Source organism: Cohnella sp., from assembly GCF_041641335.1.
Lineage (GTDB): Bacteria > Bacillota > Bacilli > Paenibacillales > Paenibacillaceae > Cohnella.
Window position 1 is genome coordinate 1 of sequence record NZ_JBEPYQ010000077.1, and the last position, 13294, is coordinate 13294.

General features: G+C 55.5%; 10 protein-coding genes. 1 reads left to right on the plus strand and 9 read right to left on the minus strand.

From position 1 onward, the window contains the following. A partial coding sequence (gene smpB, locus ACESLM_RS22160) for an SsrA-binding protein SmpB (RefSeq protein WP_372634405.1) occupies positions 1-314 on the minus strand: 314 nt, incomplete at its 3' end. A gap of 207 nt (positions 315-521) precedes the next feature. Here smpB and ACESLM_RS22165 point away from each other — a divergent pair. After that, positions 522-2261: a 5'-nucleotidase C-terminal domain-containing protein gene (locus ACESLM_RS22165; RefSeq protein ID WP_372634408.1), complete on the plus strand. Its 1740-nt coding sequence runs from the start codon at positions 522-524 to the stop codon at positions 2259-2261. 247 nt (positions 2262-2508) lie between these two features. Here the strand turns inward: ACESLM_RS22165 and pyrB are convergent, their stop codons facing one another. From pyrB to ACESLM_RS22205, 8 genes are all read right to left on the minus strand, one after another. After that, positions 2509-3444, minus strand: coding sequence for an aspartate carbamoyltransferase (pyrB, locus tag ACESLM_RS22170; protein WP_372634411.1), 936 nt, complete (start codon positions 3442-3444; stop codon positions 2509-2511). Between the two features lie 150 nt (positions 3445-3594). Further along, positions 3595-4482, minus strand: a complete 888-nt coding sequence (locus ACESLM_RS22175) for a patatin-like phospholipase family protein (protein ID WP_372634468.1) — start codon at positions 4480-4482, stop codon at positions 3595-3597. Positions 4483-4593: 111 nt separating this feature from the next. Beyond that, complete coding sequence (locus ACESLM_RS22180) at positions 4594-6228, minus strand: extracellular solute-binding protein (protein WP_372634414.1); 1635 nt, start codon at positions 6226-6228, stop codon at positions 4594-4596. Positions 6229-6306: 78 nt separating this feature from the next. Continuing rightward, positions 6307-7179 (minus strand): carbohydrate ABC transporter permease, encoded by an 873-nt coding sequence (locus ACESLM_RS22185; protein WP_372634417.1) that lies wholly within the window; start codon positions 7177-7179, stop codon positions 6307-6309. A gap of 13 nt (positions 7180-7192) precedes the next feature. After that, entirely contained in the window at positions 7193-8140 is a 948-nt protein-coding gene (locus ACESLM_RS22190) for an ABC transporter permease (RefSeq protein ID WP_372634419.1), read from the minus strand. A 197-nt stretch (positions 8141-8337) separates the two neighbouring features. Further along, entirely contained in the window at positions 8338-9978 is a 1641-nt protein-coding gene (locus ACESLM_RS22195; protein ID WP_372634422.1) for a response regulator, read from the minus strand. A gap of 13 nt (positions 9979-9991) precedes the next feature. Further along, a complete protein-coding gene (locus tag ACESLM_RS22200; RefSeq protein WP_372634424.1) occupies positions 9992-11311 on the minus strand; it encodes an ABC transporter substrate-binding protein in 1320 nt (439 codons plus the stop codon). Positions 11312-11406: 95 nt separating this feature from the next. Continuing rightward, positions 11407-13155 (minus strand): cache domain-containing sensor histidine kinase, encoded by a 1749-nt coding sequence (locus ACESLM_RS22205; protein WP_372634427.1) that lies wholly within the window; start codon positions 13153-13155, stop codon positions 11407-11409. Between the last annotated feature and the right edge of the window lie 139 nt (positions 13156-13294).

Sequence of the window (13294 nt, forward strand, 5' to 3'; positions counted from 1 at the left end):
CCGTCGCGTTTCGTCAGACCGAGAAGCTTGTGAATTTGCTCCTTATGAAGAAGGAGCTTCCGAGCCCGGGTCGGGTCCGAAGGGTTGTGCCGATTGCCCTGCTCGAACGGACTGATATGCATATTGTGGAGAAAAATCTCGCCGTTGCGAATCGTCGCGAACGAATCGTTCAGATTCGCGCGGCCGGTGCGCAAGGATTTGATCTCCGTGCCCGTCAGCACCATCCCGGCTTCATAGGTATCCTCGATGAAGTAGTCGTGGGATGCTTTTTTATTTTGCGCCAATGGCTTGTCGTGCTGGCTCTTCTTGCCCACTTTCCTTCACCTGCCTTCCTAGTATGCCGCAATGGCCGGAACTTCATTATAGCATGCCGCCTATTCCCCTTCAACAACGCCAAGCAGAGCCGCGCGTCGATCGAAACGTGCCCGCGCTTTACCTTCGGAGCATCATTCCTACGATCGCGGAAAACAATTGTGCGTTAGAATAGAGCTAAATCTACTATTCTCATGGGAGGCTATGGAATGAACAGATTCAAGAAAAGGCTGATCGCCGGGCTTACGGCCCTCTTCCTTCTGATTCCGGCCGGGTTATCCAGCGTTCAAGCGGCGCCCGCCAAGCTGCAAATCGTCCACTTCAACGACGTCCATTCGCGGGTCGAGGAAAGCGGTACCAGCATCGGCTACGCCAAGATAGCCGCGCTAATCCAACAGCTGAAAGAAGCCAATCCGAATACGCTCGTCCTGGACGCAGGCGATACGTTCCACGGGCAGACGGTCGCCAATCTCGTCAAAGGGGAGAGCATCGTCCAAATTCTCGATATTCTTGAGATCGACGCCATGGTAACCGGCAACCACGATTACAACTACGGTTACGAGAGATTGACCGAGCTTGCGCAACAAGCCAGCTTTCCCGTCCTCGCCGCCAACGTCTATCGGGCGGACGGGACGAGATTGCTGGAGCCCTATACGATCAAGACGGTCGGAGACTTTAAGGTGGCGATCTTCGGCCTGGCGACTCCCGAGACGCTGTTCAAGACCCACCCTAATAATGTCAAAGGCTTAACGTTCGCCGATCCGGTCGAAGAAGCCAAGAAAATGGTCGAGGAGCTCCGCGGCAAGGCGGACGTCCTTATCGCCCTTACCCACCTCGGACTGGACGAATCGAGCAAGGAGACGAGCCGTCAGGTCGCCGAACAGGTGTCCGGCATCGACCTGATCGTGGACGGACACAGTCACACGGTGCTGGAGCAGGGCTTGAAGGCGGGAGACGCGCTGATCGTGCAAGCCGGGGAATACGGCACCCATCTCGGCGTCGTGGAGCTGACGATCGACGATTCCAAGAAGATCGTCGACCGCCAAGCGCGGCTGATCGCCAAAGCGGCTGCCGACGAAGTCAAAGGCGAAACCAAGATTTTGGACATTATTTATAAAATAAAAGAAGACCAACTCCCCGTCTTGTCCGAGGTCGTCGGATCGACGAAGGTCGATCTGCAGGGCGAGAGGGAATTCGTTCGGACTTCCGAGACGAATCTCGGCAACCTGATCGCCGACGCGATGCTGGCGGAGAGCGGCGCGGACGTCGCGCTTACGAACGGAGGAGGTATCCGGGCGTCGATTCCTGCCGGAGACATCACGGTCGGCCAGGTCATCACTGTCCTTCCGTTCGGCAACTATATTCAGACCAAACGGGTGAAAGGCTCCGACCTGATCGCGGCACTGGAGCTGGGCGTAGGCTCATATCCGGAATCGCTCGGCGGATTTCCCCATGTGGCCGGGATGAAGATCAGCTTCGACGAGACCAAGCCCCAAGGACAGCGCGTTCAATCCGTTATCGTAAACGGCAAGCCGCTGGACAACAACGCGACTTATCTGCTGGCCACCAACGACTTCATGGCCGCAGGCGGCGACAACTATACGATGTTCAAGGATTATCCGATCGAGAACGACTATGCGTCGCTGGAAGAAGCCGTCATTAAATACATCCGTGCTTCCGGACAGCTGAATCCGCAGAAGGAAGGACGCATCACGGCCACAAGCCCGGCTCCCGCCCCTCAGCCTCAACCGGTTCCAGGGAAGCCGACTGAAGAGCCGAAGCCGATTCCGCAGCCGAGCGAGCCGCAGGATTACTACGTGGTCGTATCGGGAGACCATCTCACGAAGATTGCCAAGCGCTACGGCACGACCTGGCAGACGTTGAGCAAGCTGAACAAGCTCTCCAACCCGAACCTGATCTTCCCGGGACAACGCCTGCTTCTGCCCTGATCCGCAACAAAAAAGAGGGTGTCCCATAAGCCAACCAAGTTGCTGTGAAAGATAATCGATGATAAAGGTGCAAGGGGTATGTATCTCCCTCCGATGCTATACACTCCTGAAATTTGAACTGGTAAACCCGTGATAAGGTCATTTCAGGAGCGTATGAGGCAGTCTCCGGGAGACACATACCCCTTCTTTATATATCGATCATCTCAAGCAACTCTGCTTATGGGACAGCCTCTTTTCTCATTCGCTATTAATTCCGCTTGGACTCCACGATACACTTATCCACCAGCGCCATCCGAATGTACAAGCCATTGACGGCTTGACGGAAGTACGCGGCGCGAGGATCGTCGTCGACTTCCTCGGTAATCTCGCCCGCGCGCGGCAGCGGATGCAGCACGATCGCATGCTTGCTCATCCGCGACATCAGCTCGGCGTCCACGATGTATTGGCCGGACGCTTTCTCGTACTCCTCCGCCGAAGGGAACCGCTCTTTCTGGATACGCGTCTGATACAGCACGTCGATCGAGCCGGCCACCGAGTTCAGATCGTTCGTCTCCTCGTAGCGCACGCCCTTCTCTTCCATATATCTCTTGACGTTATCCGGAATCCGCACGTTGTCCGGAGAGATGTAGTACACCATAACGTCGTCGTAATTCGCCAGCATGTAGCTGAGCGAGTGAACCGTCCGGCCGTACGCGAGGTCCCCGACCATCGCGATCTTGACGCCGTCGATTTTGCCGAACTCCTTGCGAATCGTATAGGCGTCGAGCAGCGCTTGCGTCGGGTGCTCTCCCGCTCCGTCCCCGGCGTTGATGACCGGGATCGAAGCGACTTTCGCCGCGCGCTTGGCCGCGCCGATCTCCGTATGCCGCATGACGATCACGTCGCTGTATCCGCTGACGATGCGGATCGTGTCCTCCAGCGTCTCTCCCTTGATCGCCGACGAGAACTGGGCGGCGTTCTCCGTTCCGATCACGCCTCCGCCCAGCCGATGCATCGCCGATTCGAACGAAAGCCTCGTTCTCGTGCTGGCCTCGAAGAACAGCGTCGTCATGATCCGTCCTTCATGGCGCCGGTCCCCGCCACGGGCGACGACCTTTTCCATGTCCAATGCCGCGTCGAACAGCCGCTCGAGCTCGTTTCTTTCGAATTGCTTCGCTCCCAGCACGTGGTACAACTGTTTCATCTATTGTCTTCCTCCCCGGACCTGTCCATGCACACCAAGTATTATCGTATAAGATCGGAGGACGATTGTAAATCGGGAATCTGCCCGTTTTCGCCTTACCGAGTCGCGGCGGAATGCGATAAGGCCCTCCGCTTCCGTTCCTGCTCCCATCTATTTTCCCATCCATGCACGCAGAGAGGGCATCAGACGGGCCGCATCCTCGCAGCCTTGCTCGTACAGCGCTCGGAGCTTGACTGGATTCCGCTCCATCCGCCCGACCTCCAGCGGTTGAGTCGGGCGGATGACGAACGCCGCGCCTTCCTTTTCCCGCTCGTTCAGGTAAGCCAGCGTCTCGTTGTAGATCTCGTGCCGGCGCAGCATCGTCTTCACGAATTCGGGGTATTGTCCGTAAGCGCGGCGGAGGAACCACGCAAACCGGTTCGGGCTTTTCCGATAGTCGGCGTTTCTCGTCAAGATGAGCACGTTGCGCGCGCAGCCGTCCCGCTCCGCCTGCCGCAGAGGAATCGGATCCGAGATGCCCCCGTCGAGCATCGGCTTTCCCTCGTAGCCGACGATTGGCGCAATGAACGGCAGAGAGCTCGAAGCCCGAAGCGCCCGAAGCGCGTCGAACCCGGGCTTGCTCTTGTAATGGTACGCCGCCTGGCCCGTCTGGCAATCCGTCGTTACCACTGCGAGCTCCTCCAAGCTTGCGCCGAAGGCTGCATAATCGAACGGAACGAGCGAGTTCGGAATCTCTTCGAAAATAAAGTCCATGCCGAACAGCTGCCTGTTCCTCAGCCAATTTTTCCAAGACAAATATCGAGGGTCGGCGACCATATCGACATTGACGATCTTGTTGCGACCCTTCTGCCTGGATAAGTAGCTCGCCGCCATGCACGCCCCTGCCGAAACGCCGATCGTATACGGAAAATAAACGTCCTGCTCCGCGAATTGCTCCAGCACCCCGGCCGTATACGCCGCGCGCATCCCTCCGCCTTCCAGCACCAGTCCGATATGCTCCACCGCCGTTACTCCCTTCTTGTTGCTCGCAGCTTCCATCTCTTCCCACACTAGCACTCCAGTACCGAACTTGCAAACCCCCTTCCTCCCCGATAAAATGACAAAACTCGGTCCCCAGCGAAGGGAACCGAGTTTGGCGACGATCCAGCATTATGAATTGTAAAATTTCTTGTAGGCCGCTCTCTTTTCTTCAATCATTTCGGCGCCGCCCATGTCCTGCCATTCCTTGATCTGCTGATCGTAAGTGCTGTTGAAATTATCCGCTTTTACGGTAATGATCTTGGCGAGCATCGACTTCACCTTTTCGCTTAAGATCTGGGAATATTTAATTTCGGCTTCCACCGGAATGTCGACGCGCGGAGTCGTGTAGCTGTCGTTCGTGCCGATCTTGATGCTCTCGATCGTGAAGTCCTTGAACTGGGGATCGGTCGCGTTGGCCGCGATGTTCTTCTCCGGTTCGTCCGGACTGATGTACTTGCCGTTCATGATCATGGCGTAATCCTGATTATTGTACAGAATCTGGTTGGCTTCCGGCGTGGTCAAGGCAACCGGAAGGCCGTCTTCGCCGACCTCATAGGATACGCCTTCCTGGCCGAGCTGCAACGTCCGAATGTTGACCGGATCCGCCATCCAGTTCAAATACTTAACGACGGCTTCGGCGTTCTTGCTCGCTGCGGGAACCATCAGGTAGATGCCGCTGGCCGAATACTTCGGCTTCGGATGCTTGCCGTCCTGCGTCGCGAACGGATCGATCGGCGCGAACACCGCTTCGGCATTGTTCTTCTTCAGGTTAGCGTAGTTGCCGGTGTACACCAGCTCGTTCGTGTTCGTCCCTGCCGAACCGGCAACGCCGGTGACGATTTGTTGGGCGAAATCCTGGTTGAAGTCCTTCCGGAGAGGGAAGTCCTTGTCGAGCAGGCCCTCGTGGTACATTTTGTTGAGCAGACGGAAGGCTTCCTTGGTTCCCGCTTGGGTCCATCCATCCGGATCGGCGAACAGATCCTCGTCGGTCACTTGACTCCAGTCCCAGAACGAGTTGATCAGCGGCTTTAATTGGAAGTGCTGAATATTCGAGAAAGGAATGACTTTGCCTCCGGTGTTGCCCGGATCTTTCTCCTTAAACGCTTTCATCGCTTCGTACCATTCTTCGGTCGTCGTCGGCAGCGGCAGGCCCAGCTTATCCAGCCAGTCCTTGCGGATGATCGTCGACGTTTGCGCTTGGATGACCCGAAGCGCCGGAATGGCGAATTGTTTGCCTTCGAATACGCCGTCCGGCAGCGAAGGCGCAAGCACCTTCTTGAGCTGCTCGCCGTGCTGCTCGATCAGCGGACCGAGATCCGTCAGGCCGCCGCTCTTCACGTAGTTTTGTACGGTGGGCTTATCGTAGGTGAAGATAAGATCGGGCGCCGAGTTGGACGCCATCAGCACGTTCAGCTTCTTGACTTCCTCGGAGCGGGGCACGGTGACCCATTCAACCGTGATATTGTTCGGGTCGCCGAAGTTTTCCTGGACGTATTTCGTCATGAAATTGTCGGTCAACGGCGGCGCGCCCGCCGGAGCGTTGTTGCGGTCGAACAGCTCGATCTTCAGCGTGATCGGCGGTCCTTTCTGTTCCGGAGATGCGGATTGCGACGGCGCTGCGGAACCTGTCGGTGCCGCGGAGCCGGATGGTGCGGCCGAGCTGTTCGAGCCATTGTTCGAGTTGCCGCAGCCGGCCAACGCCAGAGCCGACGTCAAGACGACGGCCAGCGTTGCGGTTACGGGTTTGCGAAGAACGTTTCGCATGTTGTTGGGCCTCCCTTTAATCTATTGAATGATGTATAGTGACTTTAACCGACGAATCCGTCGGCCAAAGGCCGACTATCAGCCTTTAACGGCTCCGGCGAGCATGCCGGAGATGAAGTACCGCTGAAGCCAAGGATAGACGAGAATGATCGGAACCGTGGCGAACATAATGCTTGCGGCCTGCAAGCTTTGCGGCACCGGCGTGGTGGCGCTGAAGCCTTCCTGAGCGGAAGCGTCGTTCACGAAGCTGTTGACGACCATTTCGTACAGCTTCATCTGTATCGGGTACAGGTTCGAGTCATTGATGTAGAAAAGCGCGTCCTGGAACGTATTCCACCGATCGACCGCCGAGTACAGCGCCAGAGTCGCCAGAATGGGCAGGGACAGCGGCAGGACGATCCGAAGCAAATAGCGGAAATGGCCGCAGCCGTCCAGCCACGCGGAATCCTCCAGCTCCTCCGGCATCTGGGAGAAGGACGTTTTCAGAATGATCAGTAAGAAGGCGTTGACGAGGATCGGAAGAACCAGCGACCAAGCGTCGTTCAACAGGTGAAGCTCCTTCACCAGCAAGTAGTTCGGGATGATGCCGGGATTGAAGAACATCGTCACGATAATCATCGCGAACATCACGTTCTTCCCCTTGAAATTTCGCCTGCTGAGCGGATAAGCGGCCAGAATCGTGGCACACAGGCTAAGGACGGTGTATCCGACCACCAGTCCGATCGTAAACAGCAGAGAACGGATCATGCTCGAATCGCCCCATATATCCTTATAGGAGTTCAAGTTCCATTCGATCGGCCACAAGAACACCTCGCCGGACATGATGGCCCGGTTGCCGCTGAACGACAATGCGAAGATATGGATCATCGGCAAGACGCAGAACAGGCAGAAGATGCCGATTAGAATCATAATGACGGCATTGCCGAGCTTCTCCGAAGAATTTTGTATCATGGGCTCGCCCCCTTTAGAAAATGCCTTGGTTGTTTATTTTTCTCGAGATCAGCTCAGCCGTGAGGAGGAGAATCAATCCGACGACCGATTGGAACAGGCCGACGGCGGTCGCGATCGCGAATCTTGCCGACTGGATCCCGACGGTGTACACGTAAGTGCTGATGACCTGCGAGTAATCCGACACATAGTTGTTTGTCAATACGTATGGCTGCTCGAATCCGATGTTTGCCATGTTGCCGATCTGTAGAATGAACAGCACGATGATGGTCGGCTTGATCCCCGGCAGCGTGACATGCCACGTCTTGCGCATTCTCGTGGCGCCGTCCATATCGGCTGCTTCGTATAGTTCTTTGTTGATTCCGGTCAGCGCGGCCAAGTACAGGATCATCCCCCAGCCGGCAGAGTGCCAGACTCCGGCTCCTACGTAAGTCGCAACCCACAAAGCCGGTTTCTCCAAGAACGGAATCGCGGGTACGCCGATCGCATTCAGCATCTGGTTGATCGTTCCGTAATTGGTCGAGAGCAGCTCGATCGCCATGCCGCCGACGATAACCCAAGAGATGAAGTGGGGCAAATACATCAGCGTCTGGCTGACCCGCTTGTACCAATGCACCCGGATCTCATTCAGCATCAGCGCCAAAACGATAGGAATCGGAAACGTCAGCAAGCCCAGAAAGTTTAGCATCAGCGTGTTGCGCAGAGCCTTGTAAAACTCGGGCAGAGAGAAGATTTCCTTAAAGACGTCGAAGCCCGCCCAAGGACTGGCCCAGATTCCCTTGAAAATGTTGTAATCCTTGAAGGCCACCAAGACGCCGGCCATCGGAATATACCGGAAGACGATAAAGAAGGCCATCGGAATTATCATCATGATATAGAGCGGCCATTGGCGGCGCCAGTAACCTGCTCCCCCTTTCATGGCGACTGCTAGAGCAGGGCTGTTGAGATGAACTTCCGTCTTCATGTCATCGATCCTTTCCAGTGGGGCTTGTTCGCAAGCCGAGTGTGCTTGCAAATTCATCTTAGCAGGGGGAATAACCGTCTGATAGAAGAGAGATGCACAGTTTGTTATAAGATTCTCCGAGGGCCGATTCGTCTGCCGAAAATGCAAATAAACGGCTTGGACCCTGTCCAAGCCGCTCTCGAATTGCGCGGATGCTCTTAACGAATATAACCCTTCGCCAGTTCGGTCGGGTTGACGCCGATGTACTTCTTGAAGAGGCTGCTGAAATAGGGAACGTTCTTATACCCGACCCGATCGGCCACTTCATAGACCAGCATGTTTTTCTCCAACAGGAGTTCCTTCGCCTTCTCCATCCGTACGCGAGTCAAATAATTGTTGAACGTATCGCCCGCGATATTTCTGAAAATCTCCGAAAGATAGTTCCGGGAAATGTTGACTTTATCCGCAAGCTCGCCGATCGTTACGTCTTCGGCATAGTTTTCGTGGATATACTGCAGCATGAAATCGACGGCTTGCCGATGCTTGCTGCTCCCCTTCCACTCCCGGCTGCGGCATATCGCGGAAACGGTCGATTTCAGCCATTCCTCGAGCGAATCCAATCTGCATAGCTGCATGATCTCATGCTGAGGCAGGCCCTCGGGAAACAGATCGTCCACCACGATTCCGGCTTCGTACAAGCTATACGTAAGCACGCCCCACCATTCGCCGGCAATCCATTGAACCTCGGAGGGAGTCAGCCTCCTGCTCTTCTCCAAGGCTTGAAACTGTTCCTCGATCAAGAGGCAAGCCCGCCCCTCATGACCGCTCTTGATCGCGCTTGTCAATTCTTGATAGAACTTCACCGGGCGCGGCAAGGGATGGATCTCGGGCGAAGAAGAAGATGAGGTGTCCCCGTCGAGCTCGTATAGCTCATATCCTTTAAGAGCCGTACTCTGCCTCAGTTCAATCGCCCGAAACGCTTCCTCCGTGGAATCCGAGATCCGCACCCAATGGTCCTTGACGTACCCCCATCCGATCCGAAGGTTGATTTTCAGATACCGGCTTACGCTCTCGATGACCTCGGAGCCGAATTGCCGAAGATTCAGGCGAAGCTCCGCCTCCGTAAGGGATGGCTCGGGATGCACGAGAACGGCCGACCTCGTCCCATGCAGCTCCGTATAGGTGTAAGTACGGAAAATCGCCGAAGCGATTTCCCTCGCGACATTGCTGACGGCAAAGCGAAAAAGGTTCATATCGGCGATCGACAAGGCATTCACGCGCGCGTCCCTCGCGATCTCGATGCCGATCACGAGATGGCGGGCATGCTTCCAGAATCGATAGGCCGGAGGCAGCTCGCCATCCTCCCGGTAAGGGCGGTCCAGCGTGCCCGAAACGACGGACTTGACCCATTCTTTCTCGATAAAGGGCTGATACCGGGTGAGACGCTCCGACAACTCGACCTGCTCCAGAAGCTTGGAATGCTCCTCGCGGATCTGCTTCACCACTTTGTGAAGAACCGTCTTTAGAGTCGATACGCTTACGGGCTTGGTCAAGTAATCGACCACGTTCAGCCTCATCGCCTGCCGCGCGTATTCAAAATCCGTGTAGCCGCTAAGGATGACGATTTTGCCGTGAAAATCGTCGCCGCGCAAGTGTTCGATCATCCCCAGGCCGTTCATCACGGGCATGTAAATATCCGTGATTACAAGGTCCGGCCGGGTCTGACGAATCAAGCGCAAACCTTCTTCTCCGTCCATCGCTTCCCCGGCCCATTCGGCCCCGAGCTCGTCCCACGGAATCACTTGCTTCATGCCCCTCAATACGTTGCGATCGTCGTCGATAATCACGATTTTCCACACGGTCCTGCCTCCTTCAGCCCTCATACTCCTTCGCGGCATTCCGCAGCGCGTCGAACGCCTGCTCGGGCGACTTCTTGCCGAAGCTTAATTCGTCGCGAACAAGCCCCCAGTCCTTATCGATCCAGTTCGTCCATCCGCTCGCTCCCGGCGTCCATTGCTGTCCGTCCTGCAACGTCGCATTGTACAAAATCATGCCGGTCTGATCGGCCACGCTGAAGGTCGAATCGACCGCGTCCGCGACCGTCGAGTTGACGGGCACGCCCCGGCTTGTTCCCAGAATGGCGCCGGCTTCTTCGCTGTTGATGAACCAGTCGACGAACGATTTCGCCTCCTCCACATGCTTCGAGGCTGCGGAAATTCCAAAAAACATGGAAGGCTTCAGCCAACCGCCCGCCTCTTCCGCCCGGGGCATCGTGACGAGCGCATAAGCGCCGGGCTTGATGCTGTCCCAGGCTCCATAGCTGCTGCTATAACTAAGCCTGATCATAATGATCCCTTTTAACATCAGATCGGCAGAAGGGTCGAACTCCTTGTCCGAAGCATTCACATCGGCGGGAGGAACCGCCCCGGATTCCCGTAAATCCTGCCACTGGTACGCCCAATCGAGAAAGACCTGTTTGTCGATATTGAACTTCCCGGTATCCGTAATCACAAACCCCTTGCCCCGCGCGTACTGATAAGCGCTGTAAGCGAAAACGTCTCCGGCATAGTCCTTGGTGACATATTGGCCGACGCCAAGCTTCGGTACGCTCTCTCTCGCAAGCTTGAAGAAATCCTCCCATGTCCAGCCGTTAACCGGCAGCGGAATGGCCGACTTTTCCATGGCCGCCTTGTCGTAGATCATCCCATGAGCGACCGAGCCCAACGGGACGGCATACATCTTATCGTTGATATACCCGAGCTTCGTCAATTTACCGTCGACATTCGTCAGGTCGACGGCCCCCGTCAGATCGGCCAGCTGGTTCCGCGAGGCCCAATCGGCGACCCATCCCGGATCGATCTGGATAATATCCGGCGCGTTTCTGGCCGCCGCTTGTGTGGACAGCCGGTCCAGGTATCCGTCCATCCCCGAATAGTCCGGTTCAAACGTCACATTCGGGTGTTTCTTGGAGTAAGCCTCCAGCGCTTTCATCGTCACTTTATGCCGGGATTGCGCTCCCCACCACATGATGCGAAGCTTTATGCTCTCTCCGGCGGTCTTGTCCCCTGTCCGGATCGATAACTCCTCTTCGGAGGATGGAAGGGTTCCCGAAATGCCGAAGCCGCATGCCGCGAGCGGCAGAAACAGGGCGGCAACGGCCGAAATGAAGGATAAGCGCTTCCAAAAGGCCATAGTCCTTACATCTCCCCTTGTTTTAAGGTATCTAATCTATCATACCGTTCTGATCCGACTTGGAGTAGACGAGAGATACACAATTTCCTTCATTATTATCCGATTTGCCGCTCCGGTTGCTCTTCGAGCAGAGGCAGTCGAACGATAACCCTCGTACCGCCTCCTTCACGCGAATTTAGTGCCACTCCATATTTGTTTCCGAAGTACGCGGAAATTCGCTCTTCGACATTCCGGATCCCGTATCCGCCGCTTTTCTTATGAACGGCGGGTTCTCCGCCCGAACGGAGTCCGACTCCGTCGTCCTCTATCGTGATCAGGAGCTGATCGCCGAGCCTTCGCATGACGACCTCGATCTCCCCCTGGCTTCGGTGGTGAAATCCGTGAATGATGGCATTCTCGACAAACGGCTGCAGCACCATCTTGGGCATATAACAGGAGCCGAGTCCTTCCGGAATGTCCGATCGAAATTGCAGCAAGCCGCTGAATCGAATTTGTTGAATTTCGATATAGCTGCTCAGATGCTCCATCTCTTCATGAACGGTAATGAACGTATTTCCGTTCGAAAGCCCGATTCGGAACATTCGGCCCATCAGCTCGAGAATGCGACTGATTTCTTCCTGACCGTTGGCAATCGCCATCCAATTTAATTGGTCTAACGTGTTATAGAGAAAGTGCGGATTGATGTTCGCTTGAAGCGCATCGATCTCCGCTCTTCGCTGCAGCTCATGCCGCTGCCTGAGAGACTGTACGAGCTCTTGGATCTTCTCATTCTGCTTCCGGTAGCCCGAAAATAAATATCCGAACTCGTTTTCGTAATCTTCCGGCAATTTCGCATTCTCGCCTTCAAGCGAGTATTGATTCATCGCGCCAACCAGCTTCTTGATCGGCTTCGTGAATTGCCGGCTGATCAGCATCGTCAGAATCACCGTAAGCAGAATGGCCACCGCTCCAATCGCGGCAATGGCTTTCGTCAGCTTAAGGCTGCCTTTCGTGATCTGCGACCAGGGCGTCAACTCGACCATCGTCCAATCCGAGTTGCGGCTTCGGGAGTATACAAGCAACGAGCCGGAGTCGCTCTGGGAATCCTGGATCCGGAATACGCCGGATTGTCCCTGCATCTCCGCGGCCCGCCGGGACCACGAATCGCCGTCCGGCACGCTCCCGATATGCAGAATGGGATTCCCCGAAGCGTCCAGCAGCATTCGGCTGATCTGGCCGGTTGAATGGCCTGCCAACACTTCCTTCAGCATATCCGCCTTCACATGCATGACCAAGTATCCGATCAGCTTATTATTGTTAAGGATCGTTCGCACGAAGCTCAGGACAGCAACCTCTCCTTGAAACGACTGGCGTCGGTATTCGTCCGTCCACGCCATGTCGTTGCGCTTGACGCTCTCGGCCCAGTATTGCCGAGACGCCTCCTCCAAGTTCCGGAACTGAATGTAGCTCTCGGAATCTCCGTATTGCGGCTTGTGCATATAGACATCGATCCCCTCGATCAGAGGAATCGAGTTCGTTAAGCTGGCCAAGGACTGCTTGACCTCTTTGAATTGCTGGTATCGGGCGAACTCGTCCTCGGAGTGGCTTCCCGATAACAGGGAGATCAGCACATTGTCTCTTGAGGTAGACAAGGAAATCTGCTCAATCGTCGTCAACCGCGTGGTGATTTCATTATTCAGCATGTTCAGCAGATTATGTTGATTGCTGGAGGCCGTCGTGGCAAGCTCATTCGAGGTCAGGCTGTAGCTGGTCCATATCGCCGCCCCGATCATGATGACGATCAGGAACGCGAAGCTGCCGAAAAACAAATTGTCGACCCGGAATTTCTTGAATGGATTTCCCATGCGAATTCGGCACTCCTTCGCTCGCTGATTAAAGACGTTATCGCACAGCTTTCATACTATTACTTCATGACCGGCGTGGCAATAGCCTCAGAAAAGGATAGCGATTTTTATACTTTCTGAATCAAGCAAAAAAAACCTT